The sequence below is a fragment of the Steroidobacter sp. genome, assembly GCF_036406195.1.
In the GTDB taxonomy this organism is placed as follows: Bacteria; Pseudomonadota; Gammaproteobacteria; order Steroidobacterales; family Steroidobacteraceae; genus Steroidobacter.
Genome location: NZ_DASWVW010000006.1, coordinates 48,071 through 68,295 on the forward strand (window position 1 = coordinate 48,071; position 20,225 = coordinate 68,295).

Genomic DNA, 20,225 nt, shown 5'->3' on the forward strand with positions numbered 1-20,225 from the left:
TGCCACATTCGCGCCCGGCCTCGGGCACAATCGCCGCCCAACATGCCGGCTAAGGCCGCGACCTGGCCGGTTAGAGCATTGATCTGGCACACCCACGAGGTTGCTGAATGGAACGGTTCCGGCGCGTTCTGAGGACGATCTTCGGCGAACTGAACTGGCAGCCGCCTGGATGGCTCGCCACGTCGACGGGCGCCGTCCGGCGGGGCGCCACCGGTCTGAATGCCTCCATCCGGTCCAATCCCCGGGGCGCAGCTCTCGCGCTCGCCGGCGTCGTCGCCCTGATCGCCGCGGGAGTGTTCACCTGGCGCTGGTACGTCAATCGACCGCAACCCGTGCTCACTCATTTCATGGTCAACGCCCCCGGTCTGACCTGCTATGCCTGCGAGCCGCCCGGCCCACCGAATCCCTTGATCCTGAATTTCTCGGCGTCGACCGCGACGCTGGAACGCGCCGGCCATCCTGTCGACCCCAAGCAAGCGGGCATCGACATCAGTCCGGCCGTCGCGGGCCAGTGGTTCTGGGATGACGATCGCACCCTGCGCTTCCAGCCGGCCGCGGACTGGCCCATCGGTCAGCGCTACGAGGTCAGGCTGTCGCGCAAGAACTTCGCGGCGAGTCACGTCACGCTGGAGAGTTACCAGTTCGAGTTCCAGACGCCGCCGTTCGTCGCCAAGCTGAGCAACACCGAGTTCCACCAGGACCCGGTGGTCGCGGGCAACAAGAAAGTGGTCGCGAGCATCAACTTCTCGCATCCGGTCGAGCCGGAAAGCTTCGAGAAGCGCGTGCGGCTGAGGATGTTCAACAAGGTCAACGACAAGATCGAGAAGGAGTTGACCGCGCCGAGCTACACCGTCATCTACGACAAGCTGAAGTTGAACGCCTTCGTGCATTCGGCACAGCTCGAAGTGCCGCCCAAGGCGGGGCGTTTGCAAATCACTATCGAGCCCGGCACGCGCGCCGCGCGCGGTGGCAACGAGTCCAAGGATACGCTGAGCGCCAGTGTCGAAGTGCCCGGACTCAACAGTCTCAGGATCTCCAACATCGCGCTCGACATCGTGCGCGACGAGCGCAACGAGCCCGACCAGGTCGTGCTCATCAACACGTCCTTCTCGGTGCCCGAGCGCGATCTGCCGCCGAAGGTGCAAGTGTGGCTGTTGCCAGAGAAACATCCGGATCCGACGCTGCAGGCGCAATTCGAGCGCAGCAGCCCCGGCCAACCCTATCAATGGAGCAATACGACCTTCCGTCCGGAGGTGCTGACTCCGCAGAACGAGCTGAAGCTGGAGCAGATTCCCGGCGAGCAGGAACATTACGAGCTGCACAGCTTCCGCTATCAGGCGGCACCCGGCCGGTTCCTGTACATCAAGATCGATGCCGGCCTGAAATCCTTCGGCGGCTACGTGCTCGGCGACACTGTCGAGCGCCTCACGCGAGTGCCGGAGTTCCCGCGCGAACTGAGCATCCTGCACGAAGGCTCGCTGCTCTCGATGTCGGGCGAGAAGACAGTGAGTCTGTTCGCGCGCAATCTGCCGGCCATTCGTGTCGAGATCGGCCGGCTGCTGCCCCGTCAGCTGCAACACCTGGTAACGCAGACCAGAGGCAATTTCGCCACGCCACGCTTCAACAGCTGGGTGTTCGAATCCGCCAACATCACGGAACGATTCTATGAAGTGATCCGGCTGCCAGGCGGCGATCCCGGCAAAGCGCAGTACGAATCCGTCGACCTCGGCAAGTATCTCGACGACACCGCGGGCGATCGCCGCGGCGTATTCCTGCTGCGCGTACAGGCGTGGAACCCCGATACAGACCGTCCGCTGGAATATGCGCCGGAGGAGTGGAATGCAACGTTGGGCGCACGGCTGGCGGATGCGCGACTGCTGGTCGTCACCGACCTGGGCATGGTCGTCAAACGTTCGGTCGATGGCTCGCAGGACGTGTTCGTGCAATCCATTGCGACCGGCGCACCGGTGGCCGGCGCATCCGTGGAGATCATCGGCCGCAACGGCTTGCCCGTGCTGACCGAAACCAGCGATGCCGACGGGCATGTGCGCTTCCCGGACCTGAGAAGCTTTCAGCGCGAGCGCGCGCCAGTGTTCTATCTGGCGCGGCGTGGCGGCGACAGCTCGTTCTTGCCGCTCGATCAGCGCGACCGCTCGCTGGATCTGTCGCGCTTCGATATCGGCGGCGTGCAGAGCAGTGCGGATCGCGCGGCATTGTCCGCTTTCATCTTTTCGGACCGCGGCATCTACCGGCCCGGCGAAGAAATTCGCGCCGGCGCCTTGATTCGCAACCAGGACTGGAGCCGCGGCCTCTCCGGCTTACCGCTGCGCCTCGAAGTCATCGACCCACGGGGCACTGTGATCCGACGCGAGACCTTCGAGCCTGGCCCCGCGGGCTTTGGCGAGATCCTGCAGCCGACGCAAGAAACATCGGCCACCGGCACATACACGCTGTCGCTAGCCATCGTGCGCGATCAGTTCCGCGCCGATCTGATCGGTTCGACGACCGTGCAAGTGCGCGACTTCCAGCCGGATCGGCTGCGCATGAAGGCGACATTCTCGGCAGCGTCCGCGGAAGGTTGGGTGCCGCCGGACAATCTCGAAGCGCACATCCAACTGGAGAATCTGTTCGGCACGCCGGCGGAGAACCGCCGCATCGTCTCGAATCTGACGCTCAGCCCCAGCATTCCTTCATTCCGTGCGTACCCGGACTATCAGTTCCATGACCCACAGTACGCTCGCGAAGGTTTCAGTGAGCGGCTCGAAGATGCGACGACGGATGCGCAAGGTAAGGCAACGCTCGCGCTCAATCTGCAGCGCTTCGCCAAGGCAACCTACCGTGTGCACCTCGTCTCGCAAGGCTTCGAAGCCGATGGCGGCCGCGGCGTGACGGCTGAGGCGGCGCAGCTGGTTTCGAGCATGCCGTACCTGGTTGGTTACAAGCCCGATGGCGAGTTGGGTTACCTGCCACGCAACGGCAAGCGCACCGTGCACCTGATTGCGATCGATCCAAAGGCCCAGCGCACTGAAGTCGGCAGCTTGGTGCTGTCGCGGCTCGAGACGCGCTTCGTCTCTGTGCTGATGCGTCAGGCGAACGGCGTTTATAAGTACGAGTCACGTCGCAAGGAAACTTCGCTCGGCGATACGCCGCTGACGATTCCCGCGACCGGCCATTCGCTCCCGCTTGCGACCGATGCGCCCGGCAACTTCGCCTATGTGGTGAAGGATGCCTCGGGCCAGCAGCTGGCACGCTTTGAGTATCAAGTGGCGGGCGAGGGCAACGTCACACGCACGCTGGAGAAGAACGCCGAGCTGGAGCTGACCCTCTCCAAGCGCGACTACGCACCCGGCGAGGAAGTCGAAGTGTCCGTTCGCGCTCCTTATGAAGGTGCGGGTCTGATCACGATCGAGCGCGAAAGGGTGTACGCGTGGAAGTGGTTCAAGACCTCGACCACCAGCTCGGTACAACGAATCACGCTGCCGGAAGGCCTCGAAGGCAACGCATACATCTCCGTCACGTTTGTGCGGGATACAGGTTCGTCGGAGATCTACACGAGCCCGTTGTCTTACGGCGTGCAGCCCTTCTCGATCGCGGTGGATGCGCGACGCAATCCTGTCGCGGTCGAGACCGCATCGCTACTGAAGCCCGGGCAGGAGCTGACTCTCCGCTATCGCACGGCGCGGCCTTCGCGCCTGGTGTTGTTCGCCGTCGATGAAGGCATCCTGCAGGTGGCCGCGTACAAGACGCCCGACCCGTTGGGCTATTTCTTCCAGAAGCGGGCACTGGAGGTCTCGACCGCGCAGATTCTCGATCTCATCCTGCCCGAGTTCCGGCAGCTGGGATTGGCGGCCGCGCCTGGCGGCGACGCCGAAGCGTTGCTCGGCAAGCACCTGAATCCTTTCCGTCGCAAAGGCGAGAAGCCAGTCGTGTATTGGTCGGGCATCGTCGATGCGGATTCGACCACGCGCGAGCTGAAGTACACGGTGCCGGACTACTTCAACGGCACATTGCGTGTGATGGCAGTTGCGGTCACTGACGATAGCGTCGGCGTGCATGAGAGTCGCACGGTGATTCGCGGCGACTTCGTGTTGTCGCCAAATGCGCCGACCACCGTGTCGCCTGGCGATGAATTCGACGTGAGCGTCGGCGTTTCGAACAACGCCGAGGGCTCGGGTGCGAACGCGTCCGTAGCCGTGAGCCTGGAAACGGACAGCGGCCTCGAAGTTGTCGGCGAGGCGCGCCGGCAAGTGAACATCGCCGAGGGACGCGAAGGTTCGGTTCGCTTCCGCTTGCGCGCCAAGGATGTGCCGGGCCCGGCGAACATGAGCTTTATCGCAAGCGCGGGGAACGCCAGTGGCAAGCGCCGTATCGATCTCAGTGTCCGGCCGGCGACTCCGTTCATGACGCAGCTCAGCGCGGGTGTCCTGGAGCGAGGCGATCGTGAGATTCGTATCGAACGGGAGATGTATCCGCATCATCGTAAGTTGCAGACGGGCGCGTCGATGCTGCCACTGCAGTTCGCGCATGGCTTCGTCGCGTATCTGTCCAACTACCCGTATGCGTGCACCGAACAGATCGTGAGCATGACCATGCCTGCGGTGCTGCTGACCTCGCGGCCCGAGTTTGGTTACGTGCAGTCGCGAGACGGCTCCAATATTTCGTCCTTGATCGGCCAGCTGCGCTCCCGGCAGAACGATGCCGGCGCCTACAAACTGTGGCCGGGCGGTGATCACGTCGTCGAGTTCGTCTCGCTGTACGCGCAGCATCTGCTCATCGAAGCGGGCGAACGCGGCCAGGCCGTGCCTGGGGATCTGGTCACCAATGGCAACAACTATCTGCGCTCGGTCGCCCGCCGCGATGGCAACAATCTCAGCGACGAGCGGCAGAGTGCCTATGCGATGTATCTGCTGACGCGACAAGGCCAGCGGATGGCGGCCGAAGTCGCGGCCGCGCGCAAGCGCCTGGCTGAGCGCTATCGCGGCGAGTGGGAGAAGGATCTCACCGCGGCGTGGCTGGCGGCGACGTTGGATTTGATGCGGCAGGAGCGAGACGCCGAGAGCTTGATAGCGGGCACGCGCTTCGATGTGCCGACGGATGAGCTGTACAACGATTCGATGACACGGGATGCGTTGCTGTTGTTCGTCATCTCGCGGCACTTCCCGGAGCGTCTGGAGAAATTGCCGAGCGACGTGTTTACGTCGATGGCGAAGCGGGTGACGGATGGTCATTACCATTCGCTGTCGGCTGGCACCACGTTGCTGGCGCTGGATGCTTATGCCGCGGCAACGGAAGGCAAGGCGCGCAACCTGGCGATCGCAGAGGTGTTGAAGAACAAGACCGTTCGAGCGCTCACGCTGCCGGATGGCCTGTTCCCGCAGGTCGCGTTCACGGATCAGGCGGCAGCGCTGAAGTTCACCAACATGAGCGGTCTCAATGCCTACTACCTGATCGAGCAGTCGGGCTTCGATCGCAAGCCGCCAACCGCAGCGATCAAGCAAGGGCTGGAGGTCCTGCGCGAATACACCGACAGCAACGGCAAGCCCATCACGAGCATCACGATGGGACAGCAGGTGGATGTGCACCTGAAGTTCAGAGGCTTGAAGCAGGGTGAGCTGTCGAATGTCGCACTGGTCGATCTGTTACCAGGCGGGTTCGAGCTGGTGGTGCCGAATGAAGCAGCGGCGACACCCTTCGCTGAAGCAAGCCCCGATGAACCGGGCGCATGGCGACAGAACTTCACCGGATGGCACTGCCAGGTGTGCGTCGGCAACGTGACCGCGGCGCTGCAGTACGCGGATATGCGAGAAGACCGCGTCGTGTTCTATGCCCACGCGGGGAGTGATGTCTCCGAGATCGTGTATCGGATCAAGGCGACGAACGTTGGACGCTTTGTTACGCCGCCTGCGTATGGCGAGGCGATGTACGACCGGAGCGTGATTGGCCGGTCGGCGGCGGGAAAGATCGAGGTGTCTCGGCCGTGAGTTGGCGTCGGGCGATTGGCGTTGCCGTCGTCATCGTTCTCATAGCGATGACGTTGGCAGCCATTCGCCTGTGGCCGCGAGAGCCGTTGGCCGAGCGGATTGCATCCTCGACCGCGGTCTTCGATCGGCAAGGACGTTTGCTGCGTCTCACGCTCGCAAGCGATCAGCAGTACCGATTGTGGACGCCGCTGGAGGACATCTCACCGGAGTTGGTCGAGGCATTGCTCCTGCACGAGGACCAGCACTTCTACTGGCATCCAGGCGTGAACGTCGCATCGCTGGTTCGCGCAGCAGTTTCGACTTACTCGGGCGGGCCGCGAGTTGGCGGCTCGACGATTACGATGCAGCTTGCGCGTCTGATGTATGGCCTCAACACACGAACCATCAGCGGCAAGCTCGAGCAGATCGTCCATGCCGTCCAGCTGGAGTTGTGTTACTCCAAGCGGGAGCTGCTGGAAGCGCATCTGAACCTGATGCCGTACGGAGGCAACATCCAGGGTGTCGGGGCAGCGAGTCTGATCTATTTCGATAAGTCCGCGGCAGGACTCGGCCTGTCGGAAGCGCTGACCCTCGTCGTCATCCCACAATCGCCTGCGCGCCGAGCGCCGGAAGGTGACGAGCCGGACGATCTTCGAGCGGCACGCATGAGGCTCTTCGCAAGATGGGTGGAGCAACATCCCGAGGCGGTTGGAGCAGCTGAATACGTCGCGACGCCGCTGCGTTACGCCTCGCTGCGTGATCTTCCATTCGCCGCCCCACACTTCACGAACGCAGTCTTGCAGCGGCCACGCCCGGCAGCCGTCCATTCGGTGAATACGACGTTGGATCTGCAGACGCAGCAAACTCTCGAACGCGTCATCGCAACCTATGTCCGCGAACACAGCAACGTTGGCATCCACAACGCGGCAGCGATGCTGGTCGACTATCGCGACCTGTCGGTGCGCGCCTTGGTCGGATCGGCCGATTTCTTCGACGCCGCGATCGAAGGCCAGGTCAATGGCACACAGGCGAAGCGCTCGCCCGGCTCGGCGCTCAAGCCATTCATTTATGCCCTGGCCATCGACCAGGGTGTGATCCATCCGCAAACGGTGCTGAAGGACACGCCGACGGCATTCGGCCCCTTCAATCCAGAGAACTTCGACGGCCGCTTCGTCGGGCCCATCACTGCGCGCGAGGCACTGATTCGTTCGCGCAATGTGCCCGCACTGACACTGGCATCGCAATTGTCGACGCCCTCGTTCTATCAGTTTCTGCGCAGCGCCGGCATCACGAAGATGGCCAGCGCGAAACACTACGGCCTCGCGCTGACGCTCGGCGGCGGCGAAGTCACCATGGAAGAGGCCGCGACGCTCTATGCGATGCTCGCGAATCGCGGGCGCCTCGCGCCGATTCGTTACCTCGCCGACGAGCCGCGAGCCGAAGGTGTTCGTCTGTTGTCGGAAGAAGCCAGCTTCATGACGCTGGATATGCTGCGCTCAGCGCCGCGACCGGACGACTCGTTTGCTCGTCGACGCAGCGGCGTTCAGGCGGCGTGGAAGACCGGCACGTCCTGGGGGTTTCGCGACGCATGGACCGCGGGCACCTTCGGTCCTTATGTGCTGGTGGTGTGGGTTGGCAATTTCGACGGTCGTGGCAATCCCGCGTTCGTCGGTGTGCAGGCCGCGGCGCCGCTGTTCTTCCGGCTGCTCGATGCCCTGGCGGCCAGGGAGAAACTGATCGAACCGATCTATCGTCAGCCACCGAGATTGGAGCGAGTCGAGGTCTGCAGCGCATCGGGCGATCTGCCGAATGCGGAATGCCCGCAGGTCGTGAGCACTTGGTACATCCCGGGGGTCTCGCCGATTCGCGTCAGCCAGATTCATCGCCGCGTCTGGGTGGATACGCGAACGGGTGAGCAAGCATGCCCGCCCTACGATCCCAAGTTCACTCGCAGTGAGGTCTACGAGTTCTGGCCGACCGATCTGTTACAACTGTTCGCGCGCGCAGGAATGCCGCGGCGGCAACCCCCGCCGCCCGCTGAATGCCAGCGCGATGTGCCGAGTGGCACTGCTCCGCAGATTACGTCGCCAGTCATCGCGGTGACTTATACGGTGCGCAGCGGGCAGGTCGGCAGTGAAACCATTCCGCTGGTGGCGAATGCGGATAGCGAGGTGCGTCGATTGCATTGGTTCGTGGATGAAAGCTACGTCGGCACGGGCACGCCGGGCGTCGCCGTCGGCTGGCAGCCGGCGCATGCGGGCCGCTACCTGGTGCGGACGGTGGATGATCGCGGGCGAGCGGACAGCAGGGAGCTGGTGGTCGAGCTGGTGCGATAGCTCCTTCGAGCGCGGGAACTCATTGGCGATTCGCCCGGAGCGGTTACTATTGCCAACCGGCGTGGATGCTTTGCGTTCGCGCTCTCGTAGACTTCTTCCAGGTAATCGCTAGCGCATGCCCCATCAATCCGACCTGATTGCACTGATCGCCATGGGTTTCGTGCTCGCCATGGCGTTCGGCTTCTTCGCATCCAAGCTGCGAATGCCGCCGCTGGTGGGCTATCTGATCGCCGGCATTGCAATCGGTCCGTTCACGCCGGGTTTCGTCGCGGATGCGGGGCTCGCCGGACAGCTGGCGGAAATCGGCGTGATCCTGTTGATGTTCGGAGTCGGCCTGCACTTCTCCATCGAAGCATTGCTGAGGGTGCGAACCATTGCATTGCCGGGCGCGGTCGTGCAGATCACGGTGGCCACTCTGATCGGCCTGGCCATGGCGCGCTGGTGGGGTTGGAGTACGGCGGCGGGCATCGTGTTCGGATTGGCGATGTCGGTCGCGAGCACCGTCGTGCTGCTGCGCGCACTCGAGCAACGCAACGAGCTCGATACCGAACAGGGCCGCATCGCGGTGGGCTGGCTGATCGTCGAGGACCTGGCCATGGTGCTGGCATTGGTGTTCCTGCCGGCGCTGGCGTCCACCGGCGACGCAGCCGGTCAGAACAGCCTGCTCACCAGCCTGGGCGTGACGACGCTGAAAGTTGCAATATTCGTTGCGGTGATGATGGTGGGCGGCCGGCGCATCGTGCCGGCGATACTGGCGCAGATCGCGCGCACTGGATCGCGTGAGTTGTTCACGCTGGCGGTGTTGGCGATTGCACTGGGCATCGCTTATGGATCGGCGGTGCTGTTCGACGTGTCCTTCGCGCTCGGTGCATTCTTTGCTGGCGTGATGCTGGCGGAGTCGGATCTGAGCCATCAGGCGGCGGAGAACTCATTGCCGCTGCAGGATGCGTTCGCGGTCATGTTCTTCGTGTCGGTGGGCATGCTGTTCGATCCATCCGTGATCCTGGAGCAGCCACTGCAGTTGCTCGGTGTGATGTTCGTGATCCTGGTCGGCAAGTCGGTGGCGGCGTTTGCCATCGTGCTGGCGTTTGGTTACGTGGCCCGTACAGCTCTGACCATTTCCGCCAGCCTGGCGCAGATCGGCGAGTTCTCGTTCATTCTTGCCGGCTTGGGTGTGGCGCTCGGATTGTTGCCGCCCGAGGGACGCGATTTGATTCTGGCGGGCTCGCTGTTGTCCATTACTTTGAACCCGTTGGCGTTCGCGACCATTCAACCCATTGCGCGGTGGGTGAACGAACGGCCGGGCTTGATCTCGTGGTTTGCACGCCAGGACGGCAAGCTCGCCACCGTGCCGACCGGCAGCAAGGTTTCCACTCTACGCAATCATGCCGTGATCGTCGGTTACGGCCGCGTCGGCAGCGTCGTCGGACATGGGCTGCAAGCGCAGGGGCTCGAGTATGTTGTGATCGAGATGAGCCGTCGCGTCGTCGATCAACTACGCGCGGACAAGATCACCGCAGTGTATGGCGACGCCACCGCGCACGGTGTGTTGGAACTGGCGCAGATCGAACACGCACGCCTGCTCGTCATCGCCTCCCCCGACGGCTTCCACGCACGCCGCATTCTCGAGCTGGCCCGTGCGAAGAATCCAAAGATCGCCATCGTGGTGCGCACTCACAGCTCCGCCGAACTGAAATATCTCATCCGCCAGGGCGTCGATCGCGCCGTCATGGGCGAGCTCGAGCTCGCCCTCGAAATGACCGACTACGCCCTCCGCAGCCTCGGCGTCTCCGAAGAACGCTGCAAACTGCTGACTCAATGGCTACGCAACGAAGGCGTGGCAGGCTCGCCGAAGGATCCGGGGGCGTGAGGCCGTAGTCCTAGGCTGGGCTCGTTACTCCACCCAGCCGAACGAGCGAGTCACCGCCTTGCGCCACGACGAATACAATCGCCCGCGATCCTGCTTGTTCATGCTTGGCTGCCACGTGTGCGACACGTGCCAGTTGCGGCGCAGGTCGTCGATGCTGTTCCAATAGCCTGTAGCCAGTCCCGCCGCATACGCCGCGCCGAGCGCAGTCGTCTCCGTCACTTTCGGCCGCACCACGCTCACATCCAGAATGTCCGACTGGAACTGCATCAGCAGGTCGTTGACGACCATCCCACCGTCCACTCGCAGCTCCTGCAATTGAATGCGAGAGTCCTGCTCCATTGCCGCCACCACGTCGCGCGTTTGATATGCCACCGCTTCGAGCGTTGCGCGAGCGATGTGACCGCGATGGGCATATCGCGTCAGGCCCGTGATCACGCCTCGCGCATCATCCTTCCAGTACGGCGCATACAATCCGGAGAACGCCGGCACGATGTAAACATCGCCATTGTCGTCCACGCTCTTCGCGAGCGCGTCGATGTCACTGCTGGTCTGGATGAGACCGAGGTTATCGCGCAACCACTGCACCAGCGCGCCGGCGATGGCGATCGATCCCTCCAAGGCAAAGCACGCAGGATCCTTGCCCAGCTGATACGCCACTGTAGTGACCAGCCCGGCCACGGACGACACCGGCTTGTTGCCCGTGTTCATGAGCAGGAAGCAACCGGTGCCATAAGTGTTCTTGGCTTCACCGGGCTGGAAGCAGGTCTGGCCCACCAACGCCGCCTGCTGATCACCCAGGATGCCGGCAATGGGCACACCTTTGAGCGGCCCGCTCGCCACCTCACCATAGATCTCGCTGGACGATGCAATCCGCGGCAGTACGTTGCGTGGAATCGAGAATGTGCGGAGCAGTTCGTCATCCCATTGCAACGTATCGAGCCGCATCAGCTGAGTGCGACTTGCGTTAGTCACATCGGTGACATGCAGCCCGCCGTTGGCGCCGCCCGTAAGATTCCACAGCACCCAGCTATCCATCGTGCCGAACAACAGATGACCCGCGTCGGCGAGCGCTCGCGCATTCGGCACATGGTCCAGCAACCACTTCAGCTTCAGGCCACTGAAATAGCTGGCCAACGGCAGGCCGGTGATGGCGCGAAACCGATCCTTGCCGCCCTCGGCCGAGAAATAAGCAACCAGCGGGTCGACGCGCGTGTCTTGCCACACCAGCGCGTTGTGCAGCGGCTCGCCGCTACGGCGATCCCAGATCATCGTGGTTTCACGTTGATTGGTGATGCCGATGCCAACGAGGTCCTGCGCCGTGAGCCTGGCGGATTGCAGCGCTCGCTCAATCACGCTGTCGGTATTGCGCGCGATCTCCATCGGCGCATGCTCGACCCAGCCGGGCTGCGGGAAGATCTGCGCGTGTTCCTGTTGAGCGCTGGCGACGATGTTGCCCGCTTGATCGAAGACGATGAAGCGCGTGCTGGTGGTTCCTTGATCGATGGCACCAACAAAAGAAGTCATGACTAGCCTCTCTCGTCCCCTGTCGGGACGGCCGGCAGCATGAACACGCGCCGTGCCTCCGGCGAGTCCAGCTGTGACTTGCTATAGCAGCGCATGATCGCACCGTTGCGGTGATCGAGCAGGTCCGCTCGTCGCTGGATCATCGCCTCGAAGCTCTCCCCGGGCGGAGATCGCAGGCATCGCTCCTCGTTCAGCAGCACGAGATATGCCCAGGTGACGGTTTCGTGATACTTGCCCTCCGCTCCTACGCTGGCGACATAGCGCTGCAGGTGATAGCGGAACTGTTGTGCTCCCTCGGGAAAACCGTCGCGCTGCAGATATCGCCATGCGAGCGCCAGGTGCTGGCGATGGCTGAACTGTGCTGGATCGAGCGTGCCCTGCTCGAAGGCACGCATCGTGGCCTCATCGGTTGCTGACGACGTCGGATCGAGCACCGCACGCTGAGATTCGAGAGTTGTCATCGGCGATTCCTTCCACGGTTGTAGCAGGAGTTACCAGGCGATGCCGTAGTCCTCGCCGTGATAGGCGGCGGCGCCCCACAAGGTGCCGTGTCTGGCATCGATCTGGATGGCGGTGATGGGTCCGGAATTGTTGGCAGTGAATTCCAGTTTGTAACCCTTGCGTGTGAGCTCGTTGCGCACCCACTCGGGTATGGAATTGGTGAGCGTCAGCCGGCCCGGATAGGAGTCGTGGGCACCGAACGAATCACGCAGTTGATAGCTGGTGATGTTGGCACCCTCGGCGGCTTCCTGCGGCGTCATGCCGAACTCGACCACGTTCAGAAAGAACTGCAACAGATTCTGTTCCTGCGTGTCGCCGCCTTGCACGGCAAAGGCGAGGAAAGGTTTGCCATCCTTCAGCGCCATCGATGGCGTGAGCGTGGCGCGCGGACGCTTGCCTGGCGCGACGACGTTGAATGGATTGTCGGCCGGATCGAGCACGAAGCTCTGCATGCGCTGGCTCATGCCGATGCCGGTCTTGCCTGCGATGGTCGCCGGCAGCCAGCCGCCGCTAGGGGTGACGGAAACCACCCAACCTTCCTTATCCACCGCTTCGACACTGGTGGTGCCGAGCCGGAAGGTGCGATCGAATTCTGCGAGCGCCGTCGGACTCCACTGGTTCGGCTTGGAGTCCTTGCCGGATTTGACGGTGTGCCAGGCGTCCAACTGCGCTTTGAAAGGATTGGTGCCGCCCTGGAACGGATACGGATCGCCAGGCCGGATGTCGGGATCGTTGCGATCTGCGTTGATCAGCTTGGCGCGCTCGTGTGCATATTCCTTCGAGAGCAGTCCTTTGATGGGCTCCTCGGGCGGAAAGCGCGGGTCGCCGTAATAGAAATCGCGATCGGCGAACGCCAGGCTCATGGACTGATACAGCGTGTGGATATATCGAGCGCTGTTGTAGCCCATCGACTGCAGATCGAAGTTCTCCAGGATGTTCAGGGCCTGCAGCATCGAGGGGCCCTGCACCCAGTGCGTGAGCTTGTAGACTTCGATGCCTTTGTAGTTGACGCTCACCGGCGCTTCGAGATGCACCTGCCAGTTGGCGAGATCCTCCGCCGTGTGCAAACCGCCGAGCTCCTGCGAGCCCCGCGCGAATTCCCTGGCGATGTCACCTTTATAGAAACGATCGTAGGCGGCCATGATGGCCTGCTTGCGATTCTTGCCCGCTTTGCGCGCCTTGGCCTCGGCATCCACCAGTTTGCGCAACGTGGCGGCGAGGTCGGGCTGACGGAATATCTCACCGGGCTCGGGACCGACGCGTGAATATCCGGGCAGCGGCTTGCCGTCCTTGCCTTCGTGAATCAGGAACGTGCGGCGCGATTCAGGCCACTTGCGCAACTCGTCCTGCCATTTTTCGATGAGGTCCGCGGTCTGCGCTTCGATCGGATAGCCGTCAGCCATTTCGATGGCCGGTGCGAGCACTTCGGCGAGGCTGAGTTTTCCGTACTCCGCGAGCATCACCATGATGCCGCCCGGTGTGCCCGGCGTGACGGCTGCGAGCGGCCCGAACTCCGGCGGATATTCGTAACCTTTGGATTTGTAGAACTCCGGAGTCGCACCGGTCGGTGCAACCCCGAGCGCATTCACGCCGATCACCTTGCTCGTGTGCGGGTTGTAGATGAGCGCCTGCGTTTCGCCGCCCCAGCTCAGCACATCCCACATCGTGGAGGTCGCGGCAATCATCGCGCACGCCGCGTCGACTGCATTGCCTCCCTGGATGAAGATGCGGGCCCCCGCCGTCGCGGCCAGTGGCTTGCCAGTGACGGCCACCCAATGCTGCCCGTGCAATGGCGGCTTCACTGTCTTGGCCTGGGCCGGCGCCACCACACTGGCGACAACGGCCGCCAACGTAATCGCCAGACGTGAGCTGATGCTTCTTATGGAACACCTTGAATTCATCGGCATGATCCTCCCCGTCGCTCCTTGGCGGCCGCAGGTCCGCGGCGCGAAAGGCAGGATCTTAGCGCGATGAGGGACGAAGCGGCGCCCGAGACGCCGCTCGTCCTCTGACCTCAGCCGTATCTCATTCGGCCTGCGTGGCCAGCTCCGCCTGCGCCGCCTTGCGGGCCGCCTCGAACTCATCGCCCGGCAGCCACTTCGGAGCATCGGCGGGCGAAGCATTGGCGACGTTGTTGCCGACATGGAACAACAACTGCGCGTCTTCGATCATGCCGTCGTAGTTCCAGTCCGCGGCGATCTCATCCGAGGGCTGGTGATAGTGCTTCTCCTCGTACAAGGCGTGCTGCTGCTTGCCCCAGTCCGCCGGCTTACCGATGAAGTCCGTGCCGGTGTCGAGATACAGCGCGGGCACGCCGATCTTGGCGAAGTTGAACTGATCGGAACGGTAGAAGAAACCGCGATCCGGGAATTGATCGGCAGTCACGACGCGATCCTGCAGCTTGGCGATCGCATTCACGTAATCGTCGATGGTCGACTTGCCCTTGCCGATAAACACGATGTCCTTGGCGCGGCCCCAGATGTTGCCGCCGTCGACGTTGATGTTCGCGGCGATCTTGCCGGGCGCCACCGTCGGATGTTCGGCGTAGAACTTCGAGCCCAGCAGGCCCTGTTCTTCGGCCGCAACGAACAACAGCATGACAGAGCGCTTGGGCGGCTGCGGCAGCGCCTTGAACGCCTTGCCGATCGCGAGGATCTGCGCGACGCCCGAAGCGTTATCCATGGCGCCGTTATAGATCTTGTCGCCTGCGTCGTTGGGCTCGCCCACGCCAAGATGATCGTGGTGCGCGGTGTAGATGACGTACTCGTCGCTGAGCTTCGGATCGCTGCCCTTCAACACGCCATAAACGTTGCCGGTGCTGGAGCGATTGATCTTGTTCTTGAACTCCAGCGAAGTGGTGACGCCGAGCGGCACCGGCTGGAAATCCTTGGATTTCGCCGCCGCAATCAGCTGATCCAGATCCTGCCCGCCCAGCTTGGCGAGCTCGCGCGAAGCTTCTTCGGTGAGCCAGCCTTTGACTAGAATGCGCGGCTCGCCGCTCGCCGGCAATTCAACCTGCTCGCCAGTCCAGGAGCTCTGCACCACCTGGAACGGATAGCCGGCTGAAGGCGTGGTATGAACGATGATGGCGCCGGCCGCGCCCTGGCGTGCGGCGCTCTCATACTTATAGCTCCAGCGGCCGTAGTACAGGCGCGTGTCGCCGGCGAACAGCTGCGGGTCCCAATCGGGATCGTTGTTCAACATCAGCAGCACTTTGCCCTTCAGGTCCTGGCCCTTGAAATCGTCCCAGCCGAACTCGGGCGCCTGGATGCCATAGCCCACGAACACCACCTCGGCGTTCTTGATGGCGCCCTTGTCCGACTGCACGCCGCTGCCGGCGATGTATTGATCCCACCACTTGAACGAGGCGGTCTTGCCTTCCTTCTTGAAGGACCATTGCTTGGGCATTTGCGCGGTGACGCCGACCACGTCGAACGGCTGCTCGTAGCTGCCATCGCTGCCGCCGGGCTCGAAGCCGATCTGCTTCAATTGCTCGACCAGGTACTGGCGGGCCTTGGTATCGGCCGGCGTGGCGGGACCGCGGCCCTCGAATTCGTCGGCCGAGAAGGTGGCGATCTGGTCGCGCAGATAGTCGGCGCTGATCTGCGCCGAGGCGGTCTGGGCTTCAGCACTTACCGGGCTGGCCGCTTCGGGCGTCGGCACCGGCTTCGGCTCTTTGGGACTACAGGCCGCCAGCGTGGTGAGCAGCGCGGCGGAGATGATCAGCGCCGATAGCGACCGGCCGGGTCGCGAAACTGTATACATTCCGATCTCCGTCAATGGGTTGAAGTGACCGGTAACTGTAGCAGATGTCCTCCATGGGACCGTCCGCCACTCGACCTCATGTGCTGCCGGTCGATCTATCACGCCGATCGAGGCGCTGCGAACGACCTGAATGCTGTGACGTAGTTGCTCGATTTTTCGCCATGTCTTCCAGACACTCGGCACGCAGTGTCGAAGGGTCGCGGCCACTTCGACCAGAACAGTGTCAGGACCTCGGAGCCGGTCACATCAGTTCCGCGGATGACTTGCCGATAACAGGTCAGGGATGGTCCTTCCGCCTGGCTCGATGTGAAATGGCATACGTGCTGCAACAGTTATGGCTCGCGGTCGGCCTGATGGCCGCCTTCATCGCCCTGGGCGCGGTGTATTGGCGCCGCCAGCACCTGCCGGCGACCGCCACTCGTGCCCCAGCACGTCCCGGCCGCATCGTGTATCGCGATTCCCCCACCGTCCGAGTCGCTGACTCGCAGCGGGTCGACCGCACCCGCAAGGTCATCAGCTTGCGGGTCGGCGCATCCCTCGACGTTCTACCCAGCGCGGCAGCCCTGCCGCCGCGCTTCCGCATAACCTGCAAGAGCATCGTGGACGGCAGCGACCTCGAGGCAGCCCATATCGTGGTCGAGTTCAGCGGCGCGCAGTTGAGCTGTGGCCCGCTGGTCCACGAAACCGCCTTCAACGAGTTCGTGATCCCCCGAGCCAGCCGCGACGAGCACCGCAGCTCGGTGTTCTACTATTACGAGCGCGGCGACTCGCTCGAATTCATGCGCATGAAGCTCAAGTCGGCGGATCTGGCCAAAGGCCTGGTGGAGCTCGACATAATGCACATGCACGGGCATTGGCCGAGCCAGTACGACACGGCCGGCTGACACCCCCGTCCGCTTCGGCCCCTCACTCTTTCTCGACCATGGCACGCAGGCGTTCGATCGCCTGATCCCACCAGGGCGCCCTGATGCCGGCGCCAGTAAAACAAATGTTCGGGCTGCATCTGCTGGACGGTGATGTCGAAATCGCCGCCGTTCGCCTCGCTCGCTTTCATATGTACCGTCGCGGCTGGCTTGAGTTCGCCGTCCGTCGCTGCGACGCCGAACCATTCGCAGAATTGCTCACTCTTATAATGTTCGGATGCCCGCCACCAAACTGAGCCGCGATTTCTATGCACGGGAAACCCTGCTGGTCGCACGCGACCTGCTGGGAATGCACCTGGTTCACGCCGGGCCCGAAGGCGAGCAAGTCGGCCGCATCGTCGAGACGGAGGCGTACAAGGGGCCGCACGACCTGGCCGCCCATTCATCCCGCGGCCGGACCAAGCGGACCGAAGTGATGTTCGGGCCGCCAGGACACGCCTATGTGTACCTGATCTATGGATTCTGGAACTGCCTGAACATCGTGACGGCAGCGGACGGCACACCCCACGCGGTGCTATTGCGGGGCCTGGAGCCAGTAAAGGGCATAACCAGCACGACCCATGGGCCGGGCCTGTTGTGTCGCGCCCTACATATAGATCGTGGGCTGAACGGCGCGGATCTGCTGGGTGATACCTTGTGGCTGGAAAAGCCGGCCCGATATCGGCCGCCGAGGGTTGCCCGCGCCCCCCGCATTGGCGTGGACTATGCGGGTGACTGGGCCAAGAAGCCGTGGCGCTTCTTCGATAGGGATTCGCCTTACGTGTCCACGGTGAGCGCCGCGGCCCGTAGGAGAGCGCTGGCACCGGCGGTGGGACCCGGCCGGGCCAGATTGCCGCGTAAATAGCCCGAGGAAATAGCCCAAAGAAATAGCGTAGTATGCGGCCCCTTTTCCCGCCGGCTCTTCGGCCGCCGCTCGAGGATCGCCACCCAGGATCGTGATCGACTGTTTCCCATGCAGCCTGCACCGCGCGAATTGTTCTCCTACCGCAAGTACTGGGCGTCCCGCTTCGGGACCGCTCCGTTCCTGCCCATGTCCAAAGAGGAGATGGACGCGCTCGGCTGGGACAGTTGCGACATCATCATCGTCACCGGCGACGCCTATGTAGACCACCCGAGCTTCGGCATGGCCATCATCGGCCGCGTGCTCGAAGCGCAGGGATTCCGAGTCGGCATGATCGCGCAGCCCGATTGGCGTGCAACGGAAGACTTCGCGCGGCTCGGCAAGCCGAATCTTTTTTTCGGCATCACCGCCGGCAACATGGATTCCATGGTGAATCGCTACACGTCGGACCGGCGCATTCGTAGCGATGATGCATATACACCGGGCGGTGAAGGCGGCAAGCGGCCGGACCGATCGGTGATCGTGTACTCCCAGCGGGTCCGCGAAGCGTTCAGCGATGTGCCCATCGTCATTGGCGGCATCGAGGCGAGCCTGCGCCGTATCGCGCACTTCGATTATTGGTCGGAGAAAGTGCGGCGTTCGGTGCTGCTGGATGCAAAAGCGGATCTGCTCGTGTACGGCAATGGCGAACGGCAGATCGTCGAGATCGCGCATCGACTGGCGAAGGGCGCGTCGATCGCAGAGATCAATGATCTGCGCGGCACGGCCTTCGTGCGACAGGCAGTGCCGGATGGCTGGACCGAGATCGACTCGACCACCATCGACGAGCCGGGACCGCTCAATCCACCGGTCGATCCATACGCGGCGAATGACGCCAGGTCGAAGGCGGCCATGGCGGCAGCAGCGAATGGCCCCGCCGCTGTTATCAGCGAGACGGCCGGCGCGCCGACCGAAAACACCGCAACTGCTAGCGCGCCAGCATGCAGCACGGCCACCCAGCAACCGGTGACGCGCGTGGTGAAGTTTCACCGTCACGTGCCAAAGGCAGATCGCGCGCAGTCTGTGATTCGCATGCCGTCGTTCGAAGCGGTGCGCGACGATCCGGTCTTGTACGCGCACGCGTCTCGCATTCTTCATCTCGAATCGAATCCAGGCAATGCGCGGGCGCTCGTGCAGCGTCACGGCAATGTCGACGTGTGGTTGAACCCGCCGCCGATCCCGCTGACCATGAAAGAGATGGATGCGATCTACGAGCTGCCCTATCGGCGCGTGCCGCATCCCATCTATGGCGAGCAGAAGGGCACGAACAAGATTCCCGCCTACGAGATGATCCGGTTCTCGATTGCCATTCAGCGTGGCTGTTTTGGCGGCTGCACCTTCTGCTCCATCACCGAGCACGAGGGCCGCATCATTCAGAACCGGTCCGAAAACTCCATCATCAAGGAGATCGAGACCATCCGCGATTCCGTGCCGGGCTTCACGGGCGTGATCTCGGATCTCGGCGGGCCCACTGCAAACATGTATCGGCTCGCCTGCAAGTCGCGCGAGATCGAGTCGGCGTGTCGTAAACCTTCGTGCGTGTATCCGGGCATCTGCCCCAACCTGAACACGAACCACGCGCCACTCATCAATCTGTACCGGCGTGCGCGCGCATTGCCGGGCATCAAGAAGATCCTCATCGGTTCCGGCGTGCGCTATGACCTGGCGGTGGAATCGCCGGAATACGTGAAGGAGCTGGTTCAGCATCACGTCGGCGGCTATTTGAAGATCGCGCCGGAGGCGATCGGCGAAGGCCCGTTGTCGAAGATGATGAAGCCGGGCGTCGGCACGTATTACCGCTTCAAGGAGCTGTTCCAGAAATTCTCCAAGGAAGCGGGCAAGGAGCAGTACCTGATTCCCTACTTCATCGCCGCCCATCCGGGCACCACCGATGAAGACATGCTGGAGCTGGCGCTGTGGCTGAAACAGAACGGCTACCGCGCCGACCAGGTGCAGGCATTCCTGCCTTCGCCCATGGCGACGGCCACGGCGATGTGGCATTCGGGCAAGAATCCGCTACGCAAGGTAACGCACACCAGCGAGGCCGTGCACATTCCGAAGGGATTGAAGGTGCGCCGGTTGCACAAAGCGTTCTTGCGATGGCACGACGCGAACAACTGGCCCATCCTGCGAGAAGCGCTGCGTCGCATGGGGCGCGCGGATCTCATTGGGCCGGGCAAGCATCATCTGATTCCTGCCTGGCAGCCGCTCGGCACGGGCGACGCGCATGAAGGCCGGCGAATGCCGAATGGATCGCGCCGTCAAGCCGTCGCGACCTCGGCACCGAAAGCGGCTGCACCCGACAAGCGGACTGGCGCCAACCAACCACAACGCTTCCGTACTCAGCACACGGGCCTGAAAGGCGTGCGCCTGCCTCGCTCCAAGTAGATTCCTCGCCGCCGAGCCATAAAAAAAGGCCCACCGAAGTGGGCCGATTGCAGGGGCTTGGGGGGCCGAGGAAACAAC

At 62.9% G+C, this 20,225-nt stretch carries 10 protein-coding genes; 6 read left to right on the forward strand and 4 right to left on the reverse strand.

Translation table 11 applies throughout. The annotated features are described in order from the left end of the window. Positions 1–107: 107 nt before the first annotated feature. From VGE08_RS02010 to ybaL, 3 genes are all read left to right on the forward strand, one after another. On the forward strand, positions 108–5,981 hold the full coding sequence (locus VGE08_RS02010) for an MG2 domain-containing protein (protein ID WP_331066176.1): 5,874 nt from the start codon (positions 108–110) through the stop codon (positions 5,979–5,981). Continuing rightward, a complete protein-coding gene (gene pbpC, locus VGE08_RS02015) occupies positions 5,978–8,296 on the forward strand; it encodes a penicillin-binding protein 1C (RefSeq protein WP_331066177.1) in 2,319 nt (772 codons plus the stop codon). Before VGE08_RS02010 ends, pbpC begins: the two co-directional genes overlap by 4 nt. A gap of 115 nt (positions 8,297–8,411) precedes the next feature. After that, on the forward strand, positions 8,412–10,166 hold the full coding sequence (ybaL, locus tag VGE08_RS02020; RefSeq protein WP_331066178.1) for a YbaL family putative K(+) efflux transporter: 1,755 nt from the start codon (positions 8,412–8,414) through the stop codon (positions 10,164–10,166). 24 nt (positions 10,167–10,190) lie between these two features. Here ybaL and glpK read toward each other — a convergent pair whose 3' ends face one another. From glpK to VGE08_RS02040, 4 genes are all read right to left on the reverse strand, one after another. Then, positions 10,191–11,690: a glycerol kinase GlpK gene (gene glpK / locus VGE08_RS02025; protein ID WP_331066179.1), complete on the reverse strand. Its 1,500-nt coding sequence runs from the start codon at positions 11,688–11,690 to the stop codon at positions 10,191–10,193. A 2-nt stretch (positions 11,691–11,692) separates the two neighbouring features. Then, positions 11,693–12,151, reverse strand: coding sequence for a hypothetical protein (locus VGE08_RS02030; RefSeq protein WP_331066180.1), 459 nt, complete (start codon positions 12,149–12,151; stop codon positions 11,693–11,695). 30 nt (positions 12,152–12,181) lie between these two features. Continuing rightward, on the reverse strand, positions 12,182–14,092 hold the full coding sequence (locus VGE08_RS02035; RefSeq protein ID WP_331066181.1) for a gamma-glutamyltransferase family protein: 1,911 nt from the start codon (positions 14,090–14,092) through the stop codon (positions 12,182–12,184). 124 nt (positions 14,093–14,216) lie between these two features. Beyond that, on the reverse strand, positions 14,217–15,956 hold the full coding sequence (locus tag VGE08_RS02040) for a M20/M25/M40 family metallo-hydrolase (protein ID WP_331066182.1): 1,740 nt from the start codon (positions 15,954–15,956) through the stop codon (positions 14,217–14,219). Between the two features lie 311 nt (positions 15,957–16,267). Between VGE08_RS02040 and VGE08_RS02045 the strand changes: the two genes are divergently transcribed. The 3 genes from VGE08_RS02045 to VGE08_RS02055 all read left to right on the forward strand — a co-directional run bounded on the left by VGE08_RS02045 (position 16,268) and on the right by VGE08_RS02055 (position 20,147). Then, positions 16,268–16,840 carry a hypothetical protein gene (locus VGE08_RS02045; protein WP_331066183.1) on the forward strand — a complete coding sequence of 191 codons (573 nt, stop codon included), beginning with the start codon at positions 16,268–16,270 and terminating at the stop codon, positions 16,838–16,840. Positions 16,841–17,096: 256 nt separating this feature from the next. Continuing rightward, positions 17,097–17,723, forward strand: coding sequence for a DNA-3-methyladenine glycosylase (locus VGE08_RS02050; RefSeq protein ID WP_331066184.1), 627 nt, complete (start codon positions 17,097–17,099; stop codon positions 17,721–17,723). A gap of 108 nt (positions 17,724–17,831) precedes the next feature. After that, positions 17,832–20,147, forward strand: a complete 2,316-nt coding sequence (locus VGE08_RS02055) for a YgiQ family radical SAM protein (protein WP_331066185.1) — start codon at positions 17,832–17,834, stop codon at positions 20,145–20,147. The last annotated feature ends 78 nt before the right edge of the window (positions 20,148–20,225 follow it).